Annotated in this window: 19 protein-coding genes; 13 read left to right on the top strand and 6 right to left on the bottom strand. The window is 67.8% G+C overall.

What is annotated here, in order from left to right; all coding sequences use genetic code 11:
- Window positions 1–77: 77 nt before the first annotated feature.
- The 4 genes from ACZ7KI_RS36710 to ACZ7KI_RS36695 are packed head-to-tail and all read right to left on the bottom strand — an operon-like array spanning window position 78 to window position 3,620.
- Complete coding sequence (locus ACZ7KI_RS36710; RefSeq protein WP_470277610.1) at window positions 78–1,292, bottom strand: ABC transporter permease; 1,215 nt, start codon at window positions 1,290–1,292, stop codon at window positions 78–80.
- Window positions 1,289–1,975 carry an ABC transporter ATP-binding protein gene (locus ACZ7KI_RS36705; RefSeq protein WP_470277609.1) on the bottom strand — a complete coding sequence of 229 codons (687 nt, stop codon included), beginning with the start codon at window positions 1,973–1,975 and terminating at the stop codon, window positions 1,289–1,291. The genes ACZ7KI_RS36710 and ACZ7KI_RS36705 overlap by 4 nt, the downstream gene beginning before the upstream one ends.
- Window positions 1,972–3,072 carry a peptidoglycan-binding protein gene (locus tag ACZ7KI_RS36700; RefSeq protein ID WP_470277608.1) on the bottom strand — a complete coding sequence of 367 codons (1,101 nt, stop codon included), beginning with the start codon at window positions 3,070–3,072 and terminating at the stop codon, window positions 1,972–1,974. The genes ACZ7KI_RS36705 and ACZ7KI_RS36700 overlap by 4 nt, the downstream gene beginning before the upstream one ends.
- Window positions 3,069–3,620 (bottom strand): hypothetical protein, encoded by a 552-nt coding sequence (locus tag ACZ7KI_RS36695; RefSeq protein ID WP_470277607.1) that lies wholly within the window; start codon window positions 3,618–3,620, stop codon window positions 3,069–3,071. The genes ACZ7KI_RS36700 and ACZ7KI_RS36695 overlap by 4 nt, the downstream gene beginning before the upstream one ends.
- A 230-nt stretch (window positions 3,621–3,850) precedes the next feature.
- On the opposite strand from ACZ7KI_RS36695, the gene ACZ7KI_RS36690 reads away from it, so the two are divergent.
- From ACZ7KI_RS36690 to ACZ7KI_RS36665, 6 genes are all read left to right on the top strand, one after another.
- Window positions 3,851–5,668 (top strand): alpha-L-fucosidase, encoded by a 1,818-nt coding sequence (locus ACZ7KI_RS36690; protein WP_470277606.1) that lies wholly within the window; start codon window positions 3,851–3,853, stop codon window positions 5,666–5,668.
- Between the two features lie 46 nt (window positions 5,669–5,714).
- Window positions 5,715–6,374: a response regulator gene (locus tag ACZ7KI_RS36685; protein ID WP_184896218.1), complete on the top strand. Its 660-nt coding sequence runs from the start codon at window positions 5,715–5,717 to the stop codon at window positions 6,372–6,374.
- On the top strand, window positions 6,371–7,528 hold the full coding sequence (locus ACZ7KI_RS36680; RefSeq protein ID WP_470277605.1) for an ATP-binding protein: 1,158 nt from the start codon (window positions 6,371–6,373) through the stop codon (window positions 7,526–7,528). The genes ACZ7KI_RS36685 and ACZ7KI_RS36680 overlap by 4 nt, the downstream gene beginning before the upstream one ends.
- A 189-nt stretch (window positions 7,529–7,717) precedes the next feature.
- Window positions 7,718–8,563 carry a septation protein SepH gene (gene sepH, locus ACZ7KI_RS36675; RefSeq protein WP_465463923.1) on the top strand — a complete coding sequence of 282 codons (846 nt, stop codon included), beginning with the start codon at window positions 7,718–7,720 and terminating at the stop codon, window positions 8,561–8,563.
- Window positions 8,564–8,734: 171 nt separating this feature from the next.
- Window positions 8,735–9,556 carry a hypothetical protein gene (locus tag ACZ7KI_RS36670; RefSeq protein ID WP_470277604.1) on the top strand — a complete coding sequence of 274 codons (822 nt, stop codon included), beginning with the start codon at window positions 8,735–8,737 and terminating at the stop codon, window positions 9,554–9,556.
- A gap of 113 nt (window positions 9,557–9,669) precedes the next feature.
- Window positions 9,670–10,926, top strand: a complete 1,257-nt coding sequence (locus tag ACZ7KI_RS36665) for an HNH endonuclease signature motif containing protein (protein ID WP_470277603.1) — start codon at window positions 9,670–9,672, stop codon at window positions 10,924–10,926.
- A 300-nt stretch (window positions 10,927–11,226) separates the two neighbouring features.
- Here ACZ7KI_RS36665 and ACZ7KI_RS36660 read toward each other — a convergent pair whose 3' ends face one another.
- Both ACZ7KI_RS36660 and ACZ7KI_RS36655 read right to left on the bottom strand, forming a co-directional pair.
- The gene (locus tag ACZ7KI_RS36660; protein WP_470277602.1) at window positions 11,227–11,847 is read right to left on the bottom strand and encodes a DUF2537 domain-containing protein; all 621 of its coding nucleotides are present in this window, start codon (window positions 11,845–11,847) and stop codon (window positions 11,227–11,229) included.
- Between the two features lie 26 nt (window positions 11,848–11,873).
- On the bottom strand, window positions 11,874–12,689 hold the full coding sequence (locus ACZ7KI_RS36655; protein WP_470277601.1) for a TrmH family RNA methyltransferase: 816 nt from the start codon (window positions 12,687–12,689) through the stop codon (window positions 11,874–11,876).
- Between the two features lie 217 nt (window positions 12,690–12,906).
- Here ACZ7KI_RS36655 and ACZ7KI_RS36650 point away from each other — a divergent pair, with 217 nt between their 5' ends.
- From ACZ7KI_RS36650 to ACZ7KI_RS36620, 7 genes are all read left to right on the top strand, one after another.
- A complete protein-coding gene (locus tag ACZ7KI_RS36650; RefSeq protein WP_470277600.1) occupies window positions 12,907–14,406 on the top strand; it encodes a glutamate-cysteine ligase family protein in 1,500 nt (499 codons plus the stop codon).
- Window positions 14,407–14,441: 35 nt separating this feature from the next.
- Window positions 14,442–15,044: a TetR/AcrR family transcriptional regulator gene (locus ACZ7KI_RS36645; protein WP_470277599.1), complete on the top strand. Its 603-nt coding sequence runs from the start codon at window positions 14,442–14,444 to the stop codon at window positions 15,042–15,044.
- A 73-nt stretch (window positions 15,045–15,117) separates the two neighbouring features.
- A complete protein-coding gene (locus ACZ7KI_RS36640; RefSeq protein ID WP_470277598.1) occupies window positions 15,118–15,786 on the top strand; it encodes a biliverdin-producing heme oxygenase in 669 nt (222 codons plus the stop codon).
- Window positions 15,787–16,011: 225 nt separating this feature from the next.
- Complete coding sequence (locus ACZ7KI_RS36635) at window positions 16,012–16,635, top strand: superoxide dismutase (protein ID WP_061984929.1); 624 nt, start codon at window positions 16,012–16,014, stop codon at window positions 16,633–16,635.
- Window positions 16,636–16,738: 103 nt separating this feature from the next.
- Window positions 16,739–17,497 carry an arylamine N-acetyltransferase family protein gene (locus ACZ7KI_RS36630; RefSeq protein WP_470277597.1) on the top strand — a complete coding sequence of 253 codons (759 nt, stop codon included), beginning with the start codon at window positions 16,739–16,741 and terminating at the stop codon, window positions 17,495–17,497.
- Between the two features lie 216 nt (window positions 17,498–17,713).
- Entirely contained in the window at window positions 17,714–18,553 is an 840-nt protein-coding gene (locus ACZ7KI_RS36625) for an SDR family NAD(P)-dependent oxidoreductase (RefSeq protein ID WP_470277596.1), read from the top strand.
- Between the two features lie 44 nt (window positions 18,554–18,597).
- Entirely contained in the window at window positions 18,598–19,599 is a 1,002-nt protein-coding gene (locus tag ACZ7KI_RS36620; protein ID WP_470277595.1) for a hypothetical protein, read from the top strand.
- The last annotated feature ends 358 nt before the right edge of the window (window positions 19,600–19,957 follow it).

Below are 19,957 nucleotides of genomic sequence, written 5' to 3'. Positions count from 1 at the left end.
ACCGCTTCCTCGCAAGCAGTCCTCTGGATGCGGTAGTTGGCAGTGCGAACTACCGCATCCAGAGGACGAAACGCGTTCTAGGCGAGGGCCTGGGTGGGCGGGAGCCGGGCCGCGCGCATCGCCGGATAGGCACCGGCGACCGCACCGACCAGTGCCGAGACCCCGACCCCGCCGAACAGTGCGCCGACGGGCAGCACCGCAGGCCAGCCTTGGCTCAACGCGTACGCGGAGGTCACCAGCACGCCGACCAGCACACCGGCGATCCCGCCGAAGCCGGACAACAGCACCGACTCGGCCAGGAACTGGCCTCTGACCTGACGTTTCGTCGCCCCGAGCGCGCGACGCAGCCCGATCTCCCGGCGCCGTTCCAGCACCGAGATCACCATCGTGTTGGCGACCCCGACGCCGCCGACCAGCAGCGCCACCCCGCCGAGGCCGAGGAACAGCGCGCTGTAGGTGTTCTCCGTCAGCTTCTGCGCCTCCAGCGCCTCCGACGGACGACGCACCTCGACCTCGTTGGGCGCCTGCGGGTTCATCGTCTGCGCGAGCACCGAGCGGACGTTCTCGACTTGCGAGTCCTTCGCGCGGACATACACCGTGCTCGGATGCCCCTCGAAGCCGAGGAGCCGCTTCGCCGCGTCCCAGCCGACCAGTGCCGAACGCTCGATTTCCGGCGCGAGCGGCATCGGGCCCAGGATCCCGCCGACGGTGAACCAGTGCCCGTTGATGAACACCTGCGGCGGCTTCGCCTGGTCGATGTGGTCGATCCCGAGCCGCGCGGCGGCGACCGAACCGAGGACGACGACCGGATAGTCGCGGGTGGCGTCCCGGAGGAACTGCCCGGAACGGACCGATCCGCCGACGACGTCGAGAAGATCGGGCGTCGCCGCATAGACGCCGAGTCCGGACGTCTCGTCCTTGGGGATCTTGTCCGTACGCCGTACCGTCCCGTCGGTGGTCCCGGTCGCCGACGCCGCCGTCACCGGAGCGATCCGCTTCGCCATCGGCACCGCGCTGTCCGGCAAGGTCGCGTCGCCGCCGAACATCGTCTTGCCCGGCCCGGCCGAAAGCAGGTTGGTGCCGAGCGCGGCCAGCTGGTCTTGCAACGCCTTCGCCCCCGACGCCGGGATCGCGAGCACCGCCACCATCGCGGCGATCCCGATCCCGATGCCGAGTGCGGACAGCACCGCCCGCATCGGCCGCGTCCGCATCCCGTGCGCGCCGAGGGTCAGCACGTCACGCGGGCCGAGCCGGGCCGGATCCGGCGTCTTGTCAAGGACGGGTGCGCTCACACCAGCACCCCCGTCCCGGTGTCGAGCCGGATCCGGCCGTCCCGCAACTCGATCCGGCGCGGGATCCCCGCCGCGATCTCCCGGTCGTGCGTGATGATCACGACCGTCGTCCCCTGCGAACTCAACGTGGCGAGCAGGTTGAGGATCGCCGCGCCGTTGCCCGTGTCGAGGTTTCCGGTCGGCTCGTCGGCCAGCAGGATCGAGGGCGAGTTGACGACCGCCCGCGCGATCGCCACCCGCTGCCGCTCACCGCCCGAAAGCTCGTTCGGGAAATGGCCTGCCCGGTGCGCGAGGCCGACCCGGTCGAGCGCCGCCAGCGCCCGCTCGTGCCGTTTCCGCCGCGGCACCCCCGCGTACAGCAGTCCCGTCGCGACGTTGTCGACAGCGCTCACTCCCTCGCTGAGGAAGAACTGCTGGAACACGAACCCGATCCACCGCGACCGCAACGCCGAAAGCTTGCGGTCCGGCAGTTTCGCGACGTCGTGTCCGCGTAGCTCGATGACACCGCTGGTCGGCCGGTCGAGGGTGCCCATCAGCTGCAGCAACGTCGACTTGCCCGAACCGGACGGTCCGACGATCGCGACCATTTCCCGGTCCTCAATGGACAGTGTCACTTCGTGCAGTGCGCGGATCTCGCCGGGATAGGTGCGCGAGGCGTTGCGCACGGCCAGCACCGGGGTCATGACGTCGTCACCACCCGCGTCCCGGCGGCGAGACCGGTTCCGGTGATCTCGACGCGGCCGCCGGAGAACAGCCCGGTCTTCACCGCGACGAGGCGCCGTTTGCCGTCTTCGTCGACCTCGACGGCGTATCCGCCCTCGGCGAGCGCGAGCAGCGCTCCGACCGGGACCGCCAGCACTCCACTGTGGACTTCCTTGGTGAACCGCACCGAGACCGGCGTCGAATCGAGCGACCCCGCCGCGGCCGGGTCGTCCAGTTCGACCTTCACCTTGACCTTCGGCTTGCCGTCGTCCTGCCCGGCGGCGTCCTTGCCGGTCTCCGCGACCTTGCCGACCTCGGTGACCACGCCGGTCGTGGTCTTGCCGCCGGTGATGTCGATCCCGACCTTGTCCCCTTCCTTGGCGATCGCCTGCTTGGCGGCGTCGAGCTTGACCTCGATGACACGTTCGGTGCCGGTGTACTTCAGCAGTTCGCCGCCGCTCGGGCCGCCGAGCTGCGCGGCGACCTGCGAAACCCGGATCTCGCCCGGCGCGAGGACGGCGTCGCCCTGGCCGAAGGTGCCGGTCTGCTCGGCACCCAGCGACTTCTGCCATTTCTTGAGCGCGGCGGCGGTGGCCGAGGTGAACTTCTTGTCGGGCGTGCCGAAGCCGCCGAATCCGAGCGCCTTCAGGTTCTCTTCCAGCTGCTTGACGTCCGGACCGTCCGTCGCGCCGTCCGCGAGATCGCGGAAGAACGGCAGGGTGCCGTAGAACAGCGGCACCGGTTTCGCGTCGACGCCGTACACCGCCTTGCCTCTGGAGAGCACCGTGCCCGCGGCCGGAAGAGACGTGATGGTGCCCTGTTTCCGGCCGGAGAGGGACTCTTCCGCGCCGTAGCCGAGGGTTCCGTTCGCCTCTTCCTCCTCCCGCAGGTCGGTCTTCTCGACCTTCGCGGTCTCCACCGGGGGCGGCGCCTGGCCGACCTGCCCGGCTTCCGACGTCACCCTGGTCATCACGACCACCGAGACCGTCCCGACCACGACGACGAGAGCCGCCGCGACGACGTACCAGCGCGCCCGCCGCGAGCGCCGCACGCCGCCGGGTCCTTCGTGTTCGCTCATTTCGCTGGGGCCGCCCTCATGGTCATGCCGAGACCGCAGGCCTTCGCCGCTTCTTCGAACTTCTTGGGATCGCCGCCCGCGTCACCCAGCGCGATGGCCGCGCCGCCCTTACCCGCCGGTTCGGGGTCCGGGAAGTCGATGCCGTGGTCGCGCATGCACTTCGCTTCCTTGCGCATCTTGTCGAGCTCTTCCGGCGTCGGCGGCTTGATCTCGCCACCGTTCGGCAGCAGCTTGCGGCACGCCTCGTCCGCGGCCTTCATCTTCTTCTCGTCGGGCGGCGCGTCCCCCGCTTCGAAGGTGATCGTGTCCTGGCCGTTGGCGTCCCGCTTGGGCTCCGGCATGTTGATCCCGTGCTCGCGCATGCATTTCGCGAAGTCGCGCCTCTTGTCGTCGTCGGAGGCGTTGTCCGCCTTCCCCTTGTCCTCGCCGGCGGCGGGCGGGGAAGAGATCGAGGCGACCTTGTCGCCACCGTCCCCGCCGCCACCGCAGCCGGCCACCAGCGCCAAGACCGCTCCGGCGATCAGTACCGCCATCGGTCGTTTCCGCATCGCTGCTCCTTCGGTCGTCTTGACGACCCGATTTCTACGGAGAGCGCGATTCCGGGGCGGTAAGCGAAGTCGCTTATGCGGCGCTTATCGTCCCACTCATCGGTACAGAGATCGGATCTTTCTGCCGTCTTTACGGGTGAACTCGCGTACCGGCAGGCCTTTCGGGGGTTCACATCGGATCTCTGACTTCCTAGAGTCCCCGGCATCCACACCTCAGCGAGGAGGAGTGCATGTCCCGCCGTACGCCGCTCCGGGCCCTGGTGGCCCTCGTCATCGCGACCACCGCGCTGGGCGTCGCGCCCGCCGCCGCGGAAGCCGCGCCCCTACCCACCGGCCCTGGCACCGATCACGCCTACGACGACCCGTTCACCGCCGACCGGACGCGCTGGTGGCGCGAGGACCGGTTCGGCCAGTTCATCCATTTCGGCGCGTACTCCCAGCTACAGGGGAAGTACCAGCGTCCGGACGGAACCGTGTGCCAGGACGCGGAATGGATCCAGCGGAACTGCCGGATCCCGCGCGCCGAATACGAGCAGATCGCCGCGAAGTTCAACCCCGCCGGATTCGACGCGAACGCCATCGCGCAGACCGCGAAGGACGCGGGCCAGAAGTACGTGGTGATCACGTCGAAGCACCACGAGGGTTACGCGATGTGGCCGACCAAGGTCAACAAGTTCAATCTGCGCGACCATTCGTCGTTCGACAAGAACCGCGACATCCTCGCCGAACTGAAACGCGCGACGGCCGCACGGGATGTCAAGCTCGGCTTCTACTACTCGATCTGGGACTGGCACGACCCGGACTTCCCGGATCCGGCGACGTTCCCGAAGTACAAGGAACGGATGTACGCCCAGCTCAAGGAACTCGTCGACAACTACCACCCGGCGGTGCTGTGGTTCGACGGCGAATGGAGCACCGACCGGCCCAACAACCCTTGGACCGAAAAGGACGGCGAGGAACTGGAAGCCTACGTTCGCGGCCTCGATCCGTCCATTGTGGTCAACAACCGCGTCGGCAAACGCCGGGTGGTCGACGGCGACACCGGAACCCCCGAACAGGAGATCCCGGACAAGCCGGTCGACGGCCAGCTCTGGGAATCGTGCATGACCCTCAACGGCAGCTGGGGCTACACGGAATGGGACCACGACTGGAAATCCTCGGCGGAGCTGACCAGGAAACTGCTTTCGATCGCCGGTCGCAGCGGCAATTTCCTGCTCAATGTCGGACCTGATCGCAACGGGCGCGTCCCTCGGGAATCCGTCGACAGGTTGAAGCAGATGGGTCAGTGGCTGCGGTCGAATAAGCAATCCTCGGCCGTCTACGGCGCGGGCGCACCGGGTCTCGTCGCGGAACCGGGCTGGGGCGTGGTCAGCCGCCGCGGCGACAAGCTGTACGCGTCGGTCTTCGACTGGCCCGCTTCGGGCGGTTCGCTGACGCTCGACGCGTTGGCGCCGTTCCGGGTCCGCGACGCGCGAGTACTCGGCAGCGGACAGCGCGTGAAGGTCGAGCAGTCGTCCGGAAGTGTGAAGCTGACGCCGTCGGGTGGCCGCACGAACGACATCGCGACCGTCATCGAGCTGAGTGTCGATCCGCTCCCGCAGGCACCCGTCGGCCGCGGGACCGGCCTGACCGCCGAGTACTGGCCGAACGCGGACTTCACCGGAACGCCGACGGTGCGCCGGACCGAGCCGGGCGTGAACCACAACTGGAAGTTCTCGGGGTCACCCGACGCGAAGATCCCGGCGGAGACCTTCTCGTCGCGGTGGACCGGCGAGGTGACCGCTCGGGACACCGGGAAGTACACGTTCACCACGGTTTCGGACGACACCGTGCGGCTCTGGGTCGACGGGAAACTCCTGATCGACAACACGACCCCGCACGGCCCGAGTGTCGACAAAGCGACCATCGACCTGGTCGCCGGGAGGTCGTACGCGATCCGGCTCGAACAGACCGAACGGGGTGGCGAGGCGTCGATGAAACTGCTGTGGTCCAGCCCGAACACACCCCAGCAGGTGATACCGGCCCGGCAGCTGAACCCGGTCGGCTGAGCCACGCTTATCCCGCGCTTACCCCCACCCGGGGCAGACTGACCTGGTGAGAGTGCTGGTGGTGGAAGACGAGCGGCTGCTGGCGGACACGATCGCCGAGGGCCTGCGACGGTTCTCCATGGCCGTCGACGTCTGCTACGACGGCGAACAGGCCCTGGACCGGGTGGGGGTGCACGGTTACGACGTCGTCGTGCTCGACAGGGATCTCCCCGTCGTGCACGGCGACGAGGTCTGCGCCGCGGTGCTCAAAACGGGCGGCGAGGCGCGGGTCCTGATGTTGACCGCGGCCGCCGACGTCAACGACCGGGTCGCGGGACTCGGCCTCGGCGCCGACGACTACCTGACGAAACCGTTCGCGTTCGCCGAACTCGTCGCGCGGGTGCAGGCGCTGTCGCGGCGCGCGCGGCCGGCCCTGCCGCCGGTACTCGAACGCGGCGGCGTCGTCCTCGACCTGCCCCGGCACCAGGCGTCTCGCGACGGCCGGTTCCTTCCCTTGTCCCCCAAGGAATTCGCGGTACTGGAGGTGCTCATGCGCGCCGAAGGGGCCGTGGTCAGCGCGGAGGACCTGCTGGAGAAGGCATGGGACGAGCACGCGGATCCGTTCACGAACGCCGTCCGGGTGGCGATGATGACCTTGCGGCGCAAACTCGGTGAGCCGCCGCTGATCGAGACCGTGCCCGGCGCGGGCTACCGGTTCGGGTCGTGAAACCGCTCAGGTTGTCGATCCGCACCAAGCTGACGGCGCTCTACGGTGGCGCCTTCCTGCTCGTCGGACTCGCGCTGCTGATCGTCAACTACCTGCTGGTGAGCTCGTCGCTGCCGGAGGCGGCGGCGTTCGCGACCGACGCCGCGGGGATCGCCGTCCAGCGCGCGTATCCCCTGGACACGACGACCATCCTGCCCGTCGAGCGGGCACAGGCCACGCAACTGGTCGCGACCTCGATCACCGAGTACCGCTCGGACGTCCTTTCGACCCTGCTGTGGCAGTCACTGGTGGCACTGGCGATCGCCGGCGCGCTCGCGGTGCTGCTCGGCTGGCTGATGGCGAGCCGCGTGCTGCGGCCGCTGCACGCGATCACCTCGACCGCGCGGAAACTCGAGGTGGAGAACCTCGACCGCCGGATCGACCTCGATGGTCCCGACGACGAACTCAAGGAACTCGCCGACACCTTCGACGGCATGCTCGATCGGCTCGCCGTGTCGTTCGACAGCCAGAAACGCTTCGTCGCCAACGCCTCCCACGAACTGCGCACCCCGCTCGCGGTGCAGCGCACGCTGGTCGAGGTGGCGATGGCCGATCCCGACGTCAGCCCGGAACTCCGGAGACTCGGCGAACACCTGATCTACACCAACGAACGCAGCGAACGGATGATCGAGGGCCTGCTCGTCCTCGCGCGCAGTGACCGCGGCCTGGCCACGCGCGGCCCCGTCCGGCTGGACGAGGTCGCGGCGACGGTGATCCGCTCGGCTTCGAACATGGCCGAAGACGCCGGCGTCACGGTGGAGTCGCGGCTGCGGCCGCGGACGGTGTCCGGCGACCCCGTGTTGCTGGAGCGGCTGGTCACGAACCTCGTGCACAACGCCATCACCTACAACCGCGAGGGCGGCTGGGTCCATGTCGACATCGGCGGCGATCCGGCGCTGGTGGTGCGCAACACCGGGCCGCAGGTCCCGCTGGACGCCGTGCCCGCGCTGTTCGAGCCGTTCCGGCGGCTTTCGAGCGACCGCACCGGCGACTCGCGCAACGCCGGGCTGGGGCTGTCGATCGTCCGGTCCATCGCCCAGGCGCACGGCGGGACCGCGGGCGCGGAACCCGGCGGCCGGGGCGGCGGGCTGGTCGTCCGGGTGCGCCTCCCGTAGATTCCCCCGATCGTGACTGTGCGTGTCCAGCGCGTCACACGGCGGACCGCGGCTTGCTCCAGCAGAATGCACTTGCTGCCATGAACAAAATAGTGAGCAGGACACATGACATCGGCGCGCCTCACACGTCAAGCCGACGCGCCGGATTACCGTGGACACCCACAAAGGTGAAGAGCAGGGGAGGCGAGAATGCGAGCGCTACGGGTGGTCGGGCTGCACGAGGACGGTAAGTCCATCGTGTGCGAGGACCCGGCGAGCCGCACGCGTTTCCTCCTCCCCGCGGATGAGAGGCTGCGAGCGGCGGCGAGGGGTGACATCACCCGCCTCGGCCAGATCGAGATCGAGTTGGAGAGCCAAATGCGGCCACGCGAGATCCAGGCACGAATCCGGGCCGGTGAGTCCGTGGAGCAGGTCGCGAGCAGCGCCGGCGTCTCCGTGCAGCGCGTCGAGCGGTTCGCGTACCCGGTCCTGCTCGAGCGCTCCCGGACGGCGGAGCTGGCCCAGCGCGCGCACCCGATCCGCGAAGACGGCCCCGACGTGCAGACGCTCGGCGAGGTCATGGCGCACTCGTTCGGTCTCCGCGGCCACGACTACAGCCAGGCGACCTGGGACTCCTGGCGCGGCGACGACGGCAAGTGGGTCGTCGTGCTGAGCTGGAAGGCCGGCCGCTCGGACAACCGCGCGCACTGGTCGTTCTCCCCCGGCGCGCACGGCGGCACCGTGCAGGCGCTCGACGAGAACGCCGAAGTCCTGCTGAACCCCAACGCCTACCGTGCCCCGCGCACGGTGCGGGCGCTGGACCCCGGCAGGGACGCGGTCATCCAGCCAACCTTGGATTCGGTACCCGACGAGCCGGTCGCGAAAGTGATCGACGCGCCCATCGCGGAACCCGAAGAAGACGTCGAGTCACCACTTCCGGCTGACGAGCCGGAGGAAGTGGCCGAACCCGCCCCGCGGGCGAAGGGGAAGAAGAACCATCCCATCGTCCCATCCTGGGAGGACGTCTTACTAGGCGTCCGATCCCAGCGCGGTTGACTTCGCACGTAATGGCCCCTTCCGGTGGAGGGGCCATTACGTGCGTCCGGGGACCTGTGCGATCAGGGATTTCGGGGCTCGGAGGTCTCCGGGAGCGCGAGACACGGCCGCCTGAGTGAAACGAGCGGATCACCGGCCATGGAATCAGTATCCTCGGTCAGGGGGATTCCGATGCAGGATTGGCTGTACCGCACTAACCGGTTACGTTCCGAAGTGTTCGTCGGGACTCCGTACGTCCACGTGTCGCCGACGGAATGGCAAGTCGCCCCCGACAGCCTCCGGATGATCGCCAGAAGCCGCGGCTACCTGGAGATCCCGACGATGTTCCAGGGTTGCCTGAGCTTCCGGTTCTCCCCGCAGGACTGCCCGCCGGCCCCCGTGTTCGACTGGCCCGACCGGCCTGACGTGGACCGGGAACGTTGGCTGCTGAACCATCTCAGCGACTCGGACCACGTCTGGATCAGCCTCAAGCACGCCAAGCTCTCCGCCCGGCGCGCCACCGAAGTCGCCGCGACGGAAGGTCAGCGCGTCGCGGCATATTTCGGCGATTCGACCGATCAGATCCTCCTGTTCAGCCGGAATCCCGTGCCGCCGCGGCTCCCGTTGCCGCCACCCACCGGCCTCCAGGGCTTCCGCTACCACTGGCTGAACTACATCGCGCCCGCCGTGGTCATCGTCCTGCTCGTCATCGCGGGCGTGGTCGTCGGCGCGCCCGTGGAATTCGAAAGCCCAATGGCCACTCTGCTGTTCCTGGCCGGCTTCGTCGGCGCCATCCCGACGGCCTTCATCACCAATCTGTTCCCGCGCACCACCAAGGCAGGCTGGCTCGCCCACGAATTCAACGGCAGCCCCCAGGTGCAATTCCCGATGCGCGCGTATCAGATGTCCTTGGAGCTGATCACGCAGATCGCCGAGTTTCACGGGTATGTGCTTTACGGACAGACTGCGACACAGGCGAACGGGCCGATTCTCAAGTTCTACAAACGCGCCTGACGCAGAGCGACTCTCGTAGATTTCTCAATCACCCTTAAGTGGTCAATTCGACTGGTTCATTGTCGCTTAAAATTACGAACACACGTTCGATCATTGTTTGGTATTATCGAAGGGTGTCTGAGACTTTCCTTCCCGAGTTGCCGCAGGAGTTGTGGCGTGCTGGCAAGCTGGAGCTTGGCCATGGCGTGCAGCAGTCCCTGCAGGTGATCCGGATTGCCTCCGCCGCGCTGGGGCGGTTTCTGGCGGAGATCGAGTCTCGCGGCCCGAAAGACTTGTACGGCTACGGTTCCACGGCGTCATGGTTCGCCGATATCGCGGGATTGACCCGTGGCGAGGCGGGTCCGATCGTGCGCCGCGCGATCGCACTGAACCCGACCCGCGCACTCGATGGCACCGAGATCCCGGCGTTCGCGCCCGCCACTGCCGCGGCTGCGGCTGATGGTGCGATCGGAGAACACCGCATCGATCAGATTCTGGAGTTTCTGAAGAAGATCCCGGCGGAGGTGTCGTCCGAAGATCGGAAGTGTGCGGAGAAGATCTTGGCTGATCTTGCTTGCGAGGCAGGGCCGAGACAACTCAGACAGGCCGAAGAAAACCTGCTTGCCTGGCTAGATCCGGACGGCAAGGAGCCGAAGGATCCGGAACCGACCCAGCCGGCGCGGGAAGTCACGCTGGAACGCCGCAAAGACGGCTTCTGGAAACTGACCGGGCTTCTGGATGACGAATTGGGTGCCCGGACTGCGGCGGTGCTTGATGCCTACGCGAAACCGCGACCGGTGGACGAGTTCGGCCAAGCCGATCCTCGCACCAAATCGGAACGCCAGGGCGACGCCTTCGCCGAGATCCTCGACCTGGCGATCGCCTGCCCGGATCAGCCCGGCACCTCTGGCTACCGAACGATGCTCCACGTCACCATCGGTCTTGACGAGCTGAAGTCCGGGATCGGCACAGCGTGCCTGGACTTCGTCGGGGAAATGACCGCCCGCGAAGCACGACTCGCCGCCTGCGACTGCTTGATGCTGCCGGTAGTGCTGAGCGCCGCCGGTAAACCCCTCGACATGGGACGGCTACGACGATTCGTCACCCCAGGCCAACGACGAGCACTCAACATCCGCGACCGAGGCTGCGCCTTCCCCGGCTGCCATCGACAGCCCAAGCACTGCCACGCCCACCATATTGATCATTGGGCCGACGGCGGACCGACCGACCTGCGGAATCTCACCTTGTTGTGCGGTTTTCATCACCGGCTGATCCACCACGGCGACTGGCAAGTCCGGATGGCCCCCGACGGCCTCCCGGAGTTCACACCACCGCAGTATCTGGATCCGCTACGAAGACCCCGGCGCAACACCCTCCACCGCGCCGCTTAACCCCGCGACACCCGAGGAGCCCGCCAGCCACGTAGGCGACGGGCCCCTCGGCATGCCCACAGAGCAGCGACGGCCGAACCACGGTTGGCGACCATGCGGATTTCGGCACCATCGATCCTCGCGGAGCGAAGCACCGGAATTCATCCCACCGTAACGCGCGGATCCATTGCCAAGACTCAGGCGCAACACCCTCGACTGCTTATTGAGAAGTAGGCCAAAGTTGTCGTTTGCGTGAGCGGGGTTGTGGGGGCTGAGGCGTCCTTCACCGTGATCGGTCGCCCCCAGCACCCGTCGCCACCCCTAGAAAACGACGATCAACACGCCGATCCACGCGATCACGATCCCCGCGGCGGCACCGAAGGACGCCCACCGCACGATCGGCACTCGCCGCGCGAGCCACAGCGAAGGCGTGATCCCGCCGGTCACGACGGCGGAAGCGATCAGCGCGAGCCAGCTGTTGGTCTCCCGCGCGAGGGTGTTCGCCAGCGCCAGCATCGCCACCACGACCACGGCCGCGACGAACGCGGAAACGGTCAGGCCGGTCAGCCACGGTGTCGGTTCCCCGGCGGGGTCCGGCGTGCCGAAAAGCCGTCGCGTGAGTTCGCTGCGAGGGGCGGGGGCGGGCGGGTCGACGAGGACGCCGTCGCCGGAGACCGGGTCGACGAAGTGGACCGAGGTGCCCATCGCGGCGGCGAGCCGCTGGGCGAGCTGGCGGCCTCGTTGGGAGACCACGGCGGCGGCTTCGGCGCCGGGATCGCCGGGGCGGGTGACGGTGCTGACGGCGGACGCGACGCGCGCCCATTCGTGCAGTGCTTGAGCGAGGTCTGAACCAATCGCGAGGGAGTGCGGGTCCACCTCGCGCGCGCTTTCGCCGCCCGGCCCGGCCAGCACCGCGCGTCCCTCACGGATCCGCAATTCCATGGGTTCTCCAATGCTCGCTCGGGTGCTCACGATAGCGGTGGACGCGTCTCGTAGAACGCGATCGCGCCCGCCGTGGCGACATTCAGCGAATCGACGCCCTCCGGCATCGGGATCCGCACCGCGACGTCGGCGGCGGCGATGGCCGCGTCGGTCAGACCGGCGCCTTCCGCACCCAGCATCAACGCGACCTTCCCCGGCGTTTGGTCCCGCAACTGGCGCAGCGAAACGGAATCCGCACGAGGAGTGAGGGCAGCGATACGGAAACCGCGTTCTCGCAGCAGATCCAGGTCACCTGGCCAGGACCCGAAGGTGGCGAACGGGACGCGCAGGACGTGCCCCATCGAAACGCGGACGCTTCGCCGGTAAAGCGGGTCCGAGCAGCCGGCACCGAGCAGGACCCCGTCGACACCCAGCGCGGCCGCGTTGCGGAACAGCGAGCCCAGATTCTCGTGGTCACCAACGCCTTCCAGTACCGCGAGCACCCGTGCGCCGTCGATGACGTCCTCGACGGCCGGTGGCGGAACGGGCCGGTCCGCGACGGCCAGGATCCCGCGGTTCAGGTGGAATCCGACGACGTCGGCCATCGTCTCCGTCGAGGTCACGTAGCCGGGGGCGTCGACACCGTCGAGTTCGGTGCCCAATTCCCGGAACCGCCGCTCCACGCCGAGCAAGGCCCGTACCGGATAGCGGGAGTTGAGCAGCCGTTCCACCACGACGGTGCCTTCGGCGATTACGAAGCCACGCCCACCTGGCCTATCGGGCCGCCGATCGGCTGTGGACAAGTCGCGGAAATCGTCGACCCGGGGATCGTTCCGGTCGTCGATGGTGATCAGTTCAGCCACCGGGAGAGTGTGTCATCGCACTCTCCGCGAGCCGAACTGGTCCGATCGTCCAGCGTTCGCTGGTACGAACGGCTTCTTTTTGCTGTAAGTTAACCCCTAGTGACAGAGAGCACCAGTTTGGCCGCTAGCCGGGCGACTACGAGCCGTGAAACCGTTGGCCCGCCTGGCAGTCCCGCCTGGAACCCCGCGGATCTTGGCCAAGAGGAGCTCGACGAACATGGGTAAGGACCTTTCGGCGGACCCGTTCAAACCGCAGGACCGCGGACGGTACCGCCGGAAAGTCCAGCGCTGCCTCGACACGCTCGCCCGTATGCTCACGGACGGGAGCTTTTCGTTCCCGCGCAAGAACATCGGGCTCGAAGTCGAGCTCAATCTCGTCGATGCCGAACTGCGCCCGTCGATGACGAACACGACGGTGCTCGAAGCGCTGAACGACCCCAGCTTCACCACCGAACTCGGCCAGCACAACCTGGAGCTCAACGTGCCGCCCCGGCCGCTGGCAGGCGAGTCCGCGCTGCAGCTGGAGGACGACCTCCGCGCGTATCTGGGCGCCGCCTCGCGCAAGGCCGAGGAGTCCGGCGCCTCACTGGCGATGGTCGGCATCCTCCCGACACTGCGGCATGAGCACTTCGACCAGAAGTGGCTCACCAACAACGCCAGGTATTCGCTGCTCAACGACCGGATCTTCGCCGCGCGCGGCGAGCGCACCGTGCTCTCGATGGAGGGGGCGCCGCTGCCGGGCAGGCAGCCGGAGCGGTTGCGCAGTTACTCCGAATCGATCCTTCCCGAGGCGGCCTGCACCTCGGTCCAGCTGCATCTGCAGGTCGCGCCGGAGGAGTTCGCGGCGCATTGGAACGCGGCGCAGGCACTGGCGGGCGTGCAGATCGCGGTCGGCGCGAATTCGCCGTTCCTGCTCGGGAAGGCACTCTGGCACGAGACGCGGATCCCGCTGTTCCTGCAGGCGACGGACACCCGGCCGGAGGAGCTGAAGAACCAGGGCGTGCGGCCGAGGGTGTGGTTCGGCGAGCGGTGGATCACGTCGATCTTCGACCTGTTCGAGGAGAACGTCCGGTACTTCCCCGGCCTGCTGCCCGAGACCGACAGCGAGGACCCGGTCGAAGCACTCGACTCCGGCCAGGCCCCGAAACTCACCGAGCTGCGGATGCACAACGGCACCGTCTGGCGCTGGAACCGGCCGGTCTACGACGTCGTCGACGGTCTGCCGCATCTGCGGGTGGAGAACCGGGTGCTGCCCGCCGGCCCGACGGTCATCGACATGGTCGCGAACGCCGCCTTCTTCTACGGCGCGCAGCGGGCGCTGGCCGAAGCCGACCGTCCAGTGTGGACACAGATGTCGTTCCAGGCGGCGGAGGAGAACATGTACGCCGGGGCGCGTCGAGGGTTCGACGCGCAGCTGTACTGGCCGGGTATCGGCTGGATCCCGCCGGACGAGCTGGTGCTGCGGGTCCTGCTTCCGCTGGCGCACGAAGGCCTACGCCGATCGGATGTTTCCGACGCGGCGAGGGAGCGCTATCTGGGTGTCATCGAGCAGCGATGCCTGACCAGGCGGACCGGCGCGGCTTGGCAGCGCGAGTACGTCCTGCGCGCGGAGGAGCGCGGCGCCGAGCGGGAGACCGCGCTGCACCGGATGCTGGGCCGGTACCTGGAGCTGTCGGCGACCGAGACGCCGGTGCACACCTGGTCGCTCGAGGCCTGACCGGCGCATAAGGTGGTCACCCAGGGAGGTGGCTCTTGCCCAAGATCATCGGCCGGTCGCTGGAGGAACACCGGCGCGAGGTCCGCAGCAGGGTGTTCGACGTCCTGCGCGGGCAGCTGTACGAGCGCGGCTTCGACGCGATCACACTCGCGGGTGTCGCCGCCGAAGCCGGCCTCGGCCGCACGGCGATGTACAACCATTTCCCCGACAAGGAAAGCCTGCTGGTCGCCTTCGTCGAGGACGAAGCGACACGGTACGTCGAAAGGCTGAAGGCGGCCGTCGCGACCGCCGACACCCCGGTCGAGAAGCTCTCGACGTTCGTCCGGCTGCAGCTGCGGGTGCTGGCCGAGTACCACCTGCCGCCGGGGACGGCACTCGCTTCGGCGCTGGCGCCCGCCGCGTACCGGCGGATCAGCGCGCACGCCGACCCCATCACCGGCCAGTTGCGCGAGATCCTGGCCGAGGGGGTGCCGGAGGAGGACCCCGACCTCTTGATCCCGATGATCACCGCCGCGCTCGGCAGCCGTCAGGTCGTCGACGTACCACCCGAACGGCTGGATGACGCCATCGAAGGAGCCGTCCGGTTCGTGCTCAGAGCGGTCGGAATGCGGGATGACCGGGAAAAACCCGAAAATTAGGGTAGCCTAACCCGCACTTGTGCCTTACGCTCTTTCTGACAGCATGTCAGATCGATGCTTGGAGGCTCTGTCCATGCCGGTGACCACCGACGTCGAATCCGGGCCGTTCTCCGCAGCCCTGCGCGCCTCCACCCTGCCCGCCCACGAGCGGGCCAACCACTCCGTGTACATGAACGCGCTGCTCGGCGGTGAACTGTCGCTCGAGGGGTACACCCGGCTGGCCATCCAGTACTACTTCATCTACCAGGCCATCGAGCAGGCCGCCGACAAGCTGGCGAAGGACCCGGTGGCAGGCAAGTTCGTCTTCGAGGAGCTGCGGCGGCTGCCGAGTCTCGAGCGCGACCTCGAACACCTCGTCGGCCCGGACTGGCGCGAGACCGTCCGCCCGCTGGCCTCGACCGAGCGATACGCGCGGCGCGTTGCCGAGGCGTCGAACTGGTCGGGCGGGTTCGTCGCCCACCACTACACCCGCTACCTGGGCGACATCGCCGGCGGCCAGGTCATCCGCCGGCTGCTGGAGCGCAAGTACGGGGTGAGCGAGGCGGGTTCGCTGTTCTACCACTTCGACCAGCTGGGCAGCGCGCCCAAGTTCCGGGACAACTACCGCGAACAGCTGAACTCGGCGCCGTGGAGCGAGGACGAGCGCGCGCGGCTGATCGACGAGGCGATCACCGCCTTCGAATGCAATATCGCGGTGTTCGACGAACTAGCGGACGAGCTGGACGCTTATCGGGCCGCCTGAGCGAGTGAAAACTCCGACTTTCCTTCGATGATCGCCGTCACACCTCATTGACCTCCACCAAACTGGAGCTAGCAGAGTGGGTTTCAAGCGGCCTCCTTAACGGGTACAGCCGCTGAGGACGAGTCGTTTCACCTGGGGAGAAACGCGGCGCCCCGGTCGCCGCGAACGGGTGAAGACGACTAAGTTCGTCAAGGGAAACTTATGTCGAAGACAGAAGGAGGGCCAATGGCCCGCTACGAGCTGCCCGAACTCGACTACGACTACGCGGCCCTCGCGCCGCACATCTCGGGTGAGATCAACGAGCTGCACCACAGCAAGCACCACGCGACCTACGTCAAGGGCGCGAACGACACGCTCGACAAGATCGCCGAAGCCCGTGACGCCGGTAACTTCGGCGACATCGTCGGCCTCCAGACCACGCTGGCGTTCCACCTCGCGGGACACGCCAACCACGTCGTGTGGTGGAAGATCCTGTCCCCGGAAGGCGGCGACAAGCCGACCGGCGAGCTGGCCGCCGCGATCGACGAGGCGTTCGGTTCCTTCGACAAGTTCAAGGCGCAGTTCACCGCGGTCGCCACCACGATCCAGGGCAACGGCTGGGCCGCGCTCTCCTGGGACCCGATCGGCAAGACGCTGATCACCCAGCAGCTGCGCGACCACCACAACAACCTGGTCCTGCCGACCACGCCGATCCTGCTGGTCGACGTCTGGGAGCACGCGTTCTACCTGGACTACAAGAACGTGAAGCCGAAGTACGTCGAGGCCCTGTGGAACATCTTCAACTGGGCCGAGATCTCCAAGCGGTTCGACAACGCCGTCGCCGGCGGCAACGGGCTGCTGCTCGGCTGAGCACGCACCACGAAAACGGGGCTCTCCCTTCCGGGAGGGCCCCGTTTTTCGTCGTCGGGCGGAAACTTGACCTCCAGTGAAGTCGAGGTGCGAAGGTGAGCACATGGACGTCGCCGCATATCTCGATCGCCTCGGTCTCGACCGTCCCGCCACCGCGGACGTCGCCGCGCTGCGGATGCTGCAGGAACGCCACCTCGCGGTGGTCCCGTTCGAGAACCTGAGCATCCATCTCGGCGAGCCGATCGTCCTGGACACCGACGCGCTGTTCGACAAGATCGTCCGGCGGCGTCGCGGCGGTTTCTGTTACGAGCTGAACGGCCTCTTCGCCGAGCTGCTGCGGGAGCTGGGTTTCGACGTCACTCTGAAGTCAGCGAAGGTGTTCCGCCCGGACGGTGCACTGGGGCCGCCGTTCGACCACGCGGCGATCAGCGTCGAGCTGGACGAGCCGTGGCTGGCCGACGTCGGCTTCGGCCGGTTCAGCCGGTTCCCGCTGCGGCTGACCGCCACCGAGGCGCAAGCCGACCCTGAGGGCGAGTTCCTGATCCTCGACGCGCCGTACGGCGACATCGACGTCCTCCGGGACGGCCAGCCCCAGTACCGGATCGAACAACGGCCGCGCGCGCTGGACGAGTTCGGCCCGACGGCGTTTTGGCAGGCCACGTCGCCGGAATCGCATTTCACCCAGGGGCCGACCTGTTCCCTGCCGGGCAAACACGGCCGGGTCACGCTGGCGGGCGACAAGCTCATCGTCACGACGCACGGCGTCCGCGAAGAGGCCAGGCTTTCGAGTGATCCGGAGATCCTGGACGTCTACCGGAAGGAGTTCGGGATCGAACTCTCCCGGGTGCCGGTACGGCCTTGACCAAATCGGTGAGGCCCTCGACCATGGACCTCCGGCATGAACGAAGCCCCGCCTCCGGGGGTGACCCGGCTGCGGGGCTTCGTCCGTTCCCGAACTGACTGCCGCTCCCACCACGAAGCGGACATGCATGAGGTTAGCCTAACCTCATCTGCCCCGGCAAGGGGTTCGGCGGAGAGACGCCGATCTCACCCTTCCGAGTGACGGCAGACTGTTCCCATGAGTCTTCTGAGCGGCAAGGCCGTCGTGATCACCGGCGCCGGCCAGGGTCTGGGCAGGGCTTTCGCGCACCACGCCGCCGCACAGGGTGCCGCGGTCGTGGTGAACGACGTGGACGCCGGCCTCGCGCACGAAGTCGCGAGCGAGATCCGAGCCCTGGGCGGCCGTGCCGTGCCGCATGGCGGCTCGGTCGCCGATGCCGGACAAGCCGCCGGCCTGATCGACCAGTGCGTCGCCGAGTTCGGCGCGCTCGACGGCCTGGTCAACAACGCCGGCGTCAACTACCGCGCGGACCCATGGGACGACGACCCCGGCCGGATGCGGGAGGTGGTCGAGGTCAACGTGCTTGGCCCGCTGTACTGCGGGACCGCGGCGGCGAAGGTGATGCGCGACCAGGGCGGTGGCGTGATCGTGAACGTGGGCTCCGGCTCGATGATCGGCCAGCGGCGCGCGGCCGCGTACTCGGCTTCGAAGGGTGCCGTCGCCTCGATGACAGCCTCGTGGGCGGCCGACCTGATGGCGCACGGCATCCGGGTCAACGCCATCGCGCCGGTGGCCTGGACGCGGATGGCCCAGAATGACCCGACCGTCGTCCAGACCCCGCAACATTCCCCGGATCGGGTGGCGCCGCTCGTGACCTACCTGCTCAGTGACCTTTCCGCGGGTGTCACCGGGCAGATCCTCCGGTTCCGCGGCGACATCCTGTGCGTCCTGCGCCAGACCGCGATCAAGGATCCCGTCCTGGAACGCGACGCCTGGACGGCCGAAGACATCGCGGAGGCCATCGACGGCGATCTGCGGGAGGCGTTGGAGCCGCCTCCCTCGGACAGGTGGAAGTGACCGTTTCGCGCCGCTGACCGGCGCCGATCCGCTAGCGTGCGCGCGTGACCACATGGGGTGTCAAGAGTTTCCTGGCGATCGTGCTCGCCGGACTCTGCGCTGGGTGCGTGGCGAAGGTCGACACCTACGAAGAAGGACTCGGGCCGCGGGAGCTGCCCAAGTCCTGGCCGTCGGAGAACGGCCGCCCGCTGCGGCCGGTTCCGATGCCGTCCGGCGAGATGCTGATGGCGCTGCCGAAGGAGACCACGGCGCAGGTGCTGTGCCAGTCGATCCCATCGGACCGCTGGGCTCAGCTGATGGGCGGCGAAGTCCTGCGCGAGGTGGAACACGGCGAGTCCTGCCACGCGGTCGGACTGGACGACTGGGTGCGGATCTCCCTGAACCGGACGTCCGTCGCCGACCGCACCACCTTGGGCACGCACAAGAAGGTGACCGTCGCCGCGCGGCCCGCGACCCTGGTCATCGGCGGCTCACCGTCCTTTGTGGAGGTTCAGCTCGCCGACGACGGCGCACACCCGCCCGTCGGCGGGATACTCCGGATCGAAACCAGCTGGACGCGCGTTCCGCGACAGGACGACCAGACCGAAAACCGGCTACTCGGGCTGGCCGAATCGGTTCTCGCCGGGGCCTTCGCCCCGGGTCCGAAGCTGCCCGCCACCGACGCGCGGGACATCATCGAACGGAAGACCGTCGAGCCCGGCCGCGGGATCGTCGACGCTCCCCTGCCCGAGATCGCGTGGAAGCTGTGCACGCAACTCGGTCGCGCGCTGAACCTGCCCGCCGAAGCGACCGAGCCGCGCGGGGACGGCAAGTGCATGGTGTCCCTTGTGGACGGATCCATCCGGGTCGAGGACGTCGCGCTTCTCTCGGAGCTTCGAGACGCTCCGGTCGCGGGGCGTCCGGCGGAGGAGAGTCCGGGTCAGTTGAGCGTTCTGCTCACGGACGATGGTTCGCGGCAGGGGCTGCGGTTCTTCTGGAGCGCCGCGTCGAAGACGAAGCTGCGGGAGCTGGCGGAGAAGGTGGTGGCGCCGCTTCTGGCCTCGTAAGTGGTACTAACGGTTAGAGCCCCTTCGCGTGTCGTCACCCTATTTGCCCTACGGGCCAATAGAACCGTCATTACCACTCACGAGAAGCTTTGCCGGCTCGCAACTGCGTGCGGCGGTACGGCTGCGAAGACGTTCTTGAGTACCGGCATCTCCGAGCTTTCGAAGAACCGCGTACGAGAGATGGTGGACGCGATCCGAATGGTCTGAGATGCGCGAAACCCGGCCCACCCACCGTCCGGAAGGCTGCCGGGTCCACTTCGCCGATTTATTGAGGGGTAAGGCAAAGGTGGCGTGGTGGGTGGTAAGTCCGTGAAGGCCTCCTTGAGGGACTCTGGGTCCCTCAAGGAGGCCTTCACGG

Source organism: Amycolatopsis sp. NPDC039088, assembly GCF_055598845.1.
This window is presented reverse-complemented; position numbering and strand designations above follow the sequence as displayed.

Coding starts and splice junctions, on each gene's coding strand:
- ACZ7KI_RS36705 (WP_470277609.1), bottom strand. CDS start 1,975: ATGACCCCGGTGCTGGCCGTGCGCAACGCCTCGCGCACCTATCCCGGC.
- ACZ7KI_RS36700 (WP_470277608.1), bottom strand. CDS start 3,072: ATGAGCGAACACGAAGGACCCGGCGGCGTGCGGCGCTCGCGGCGGGCG.
- ACZ7KI_RS36695 (WP_470277607.1), bottom strand. CDS start 3,620: ATGCGGAAACGACCGATGGCGGTACTGATCGCCGGAGCGGTCTTGGCG.
- ACZ7KI_RS36690 (WP_470277606.1), top strand. CDS start 3,851: ATGTCCCGCCGTACGCCGCTCCGGGCCCTGGTGGCCCTCGTCATCGCG.
- sepH (WP_465463923.1), top strand. CDS start 7,718: ATGCGAGCGCTACGGGTGGTCGGGCTGCACGAGGACGGTAAGTCCATC.
- ACZ7KI_RS36670 (WP_470277604.1), top strand. CDS start 8,735: ATGCAGGATTGGCTGTACCGCACTAACCGGTTACGTTCCGAAGTGTTC.
- ACZ7KI_RS36660 (WP_470277602.1), bottom strand. CDS start 11,847: ATGGAATTGCGGATCCGTGAGGGACGCGCGGTGCTGGCCGGGCCGGGC.
- ACZ7KI_RS36650 (WP_470277600.1), top strand. CDS start 12,907: ATGGGTAAGGACCTTTCGGCGGACCCGTTCAAACCGCAGGACCGCGGA.
- ACZ7KI_RS36640 (WP_470277598.1), top strand. CDS start 15,118: ATGCCGGTGACCACCGACGTCGAATCCGGGCCGTTCTCCGCAGCCCTG.
- ACZ7KI_RS36635 (WP_061984929.1), top strand. CDS start 16,012: ATGGCCCGCTACGAGCTGCCCGAACTCGACTACGACTACGCGGCCCTC.
- ACZ7KI_RS36630 (WP_470277597.1), top strand. CDS start 16,739: ATGGACGTCGCCGCATATCTCGATCGCCTCGGTCTCGACCGTCCCGCC.
- ACZ7KI_RS36625 (WP_470277596.1), top strand. CDS start 17,714: ATGAGTCTTCTGAGCGGCAAGGCCGTCGTGATCACCGGCGCCGGCCAG.